At 70.7% G+C, this 1,719-nt stretch carries 1 protein-coding gene; it reads right to left on the reverse strand.

Going from position 1 to position 1,719, the window contains the following annotated elements:
* Nucleotides 1–1,719: condensation domain-containing protein (locus tag ACWGE1_RS41005; protein WP_453425562.1), on the reverse strand; the 1,719-nt coding region annotated here is incomplete at both ends.

Raw genomic sequence — 1,719 nt, forward strand, 5'->3', positions numbered from 1 at the left:
GACGGCCGGGGCGTCGGGTGTGCGGGCGGCCTGGGCTGCGAAGAGGGCCGGGAAGGGCGTGGTGTCCGAGCCTTCGGTGGAGCCGGAGAAGAGGTTCAGGAGGTCGGTCTCGCCCGGGGGCAGGTGGACCGCGGTCGCGTCACCGTCACCACCGGCCGCCATCGACTCCAGCACCGCGCTGAACATCGCGCCCACCCGCTCGGCGGCGTCCTGGGCCAGCACATGGTTGTTGGTGCTGATACCGAGGACTCCGCCGAAGACGGACACGTTGAGGCCGAACTCGGTCGGGGCGTCGTGGATGCTCCCGGCGGTGTCGATCACCTTCTCGTCGACCATGTGGAAGTCGAGGAAGTTGAAGACGACGTCGACCAGTCGGCCGCCGCTGCCGGAGAGCCGCTGGATCTCCGGGTACGGGAAGTGGCGGTGGCCCCACATCCGTGTCTCGCGGTCGAAGACCTCCCGCACCAGCTCGCGCCAGGTGCGGGCGCCCCGCCGGTGGGCGAACGGCAGCGTGTTGACGTGCATGCCGTAGACGCCCTCGCCGCCGGGGACCTCCAGACGGCCGTGCGCGACGATGCCGGTGAAGAAGGAGCGCTCGTCCGTGAGCTGGCTCATCACCTTCAGGTGCGCGGCGTGGAAGACCGCCTTCAGCGGCACCCCCGCATCGGCGGCCAGGGCGCGCAGACCCGCGCCCAGGGCGGTGACGGGCAGACGTACGCCGGTGCGCGTGCGCGGGACGGACGGGTCCTCGGCCCAGTGGGCCGGCAGGGTGAACCGGGCGTTCTCGGTGACCAGTTCGCGCCAGTGCTCCCGGTCCTGCTCGGAGGCTAGGGAGGTCAGCTCGGCGGCGATGAAGTCGGCGTAGCGGACGGGGAGCGGCTCGGCGACGGGAGAAGCCGACCGGTAGGCATCCACGAGCTCCATGAGCAGGGTGTGGTAGCTCCAGCCCTCGGTGATCGCGTGGCACTGGGTCATGGTCAGACGCCAGGCGTCGTCGGAGACCAGGTGCGCGGAGATGCGGATCAGCGGCGCGGCGGCCACATCGAAGGGCAGGTCACGCTCCCGCGCGATGAACTCCTGTACGTACTCGGCCTGCTGGACGTCGTCCAGATGCCGCAGATCGGCGGTGGTGACCGGGATCTCGGCCTCGGCGTGCACGAGCTGGAGCGGCGCCGAGTAGGTGGTGAGGTCGAAGGAGGTGCGCAGTGCTTCGTGGCGACGGCTCATGGCGCGGACGGCGGCGGTGAGCGCGGCCGCGTCGAACGGCTTCTCGTCCCTGACCAGGAAGGAGTTGACGTTGTGGTAGTTGTTCCGGTCGCTGTCGGCGAGGAGCTCCAGGACCATGCCGAGCTGGACCTGGGAGACGGGGTAGGCGTCGTCGATGCCGGCGGGGAGAAGAGCGCGGTCGTCGTCGGAGACCAGGGCGTACGGGGCGACGCCGGTGAAGACCTCCGCGCCGGCCGCGGACCGGCCCGTGGCCAGCTCGGCGAGGCGGGCCACGGTGTTGTGCTCCATGACCTCGCGGACGGAGAGGGAGAAACCGGCGGCACGGAGCTTGCCGACGAGGCTGACTGCTCGGATGGAGTCGCCGCCGAGGTCGTAGAAGCTGTCGTGGATGCCGATTCGGTCGTGGCCGAGGACGTTCTGCCAGACGTCGGTGATGCGCTGCTCGGTGGTGGTGCGGGGGGCGGTGTAGGCGGCCGTGCTGCCGAGGGCGTC

The organism is Streptomyces sp. NPDC054932 (genome assembly GCF_053610205.1).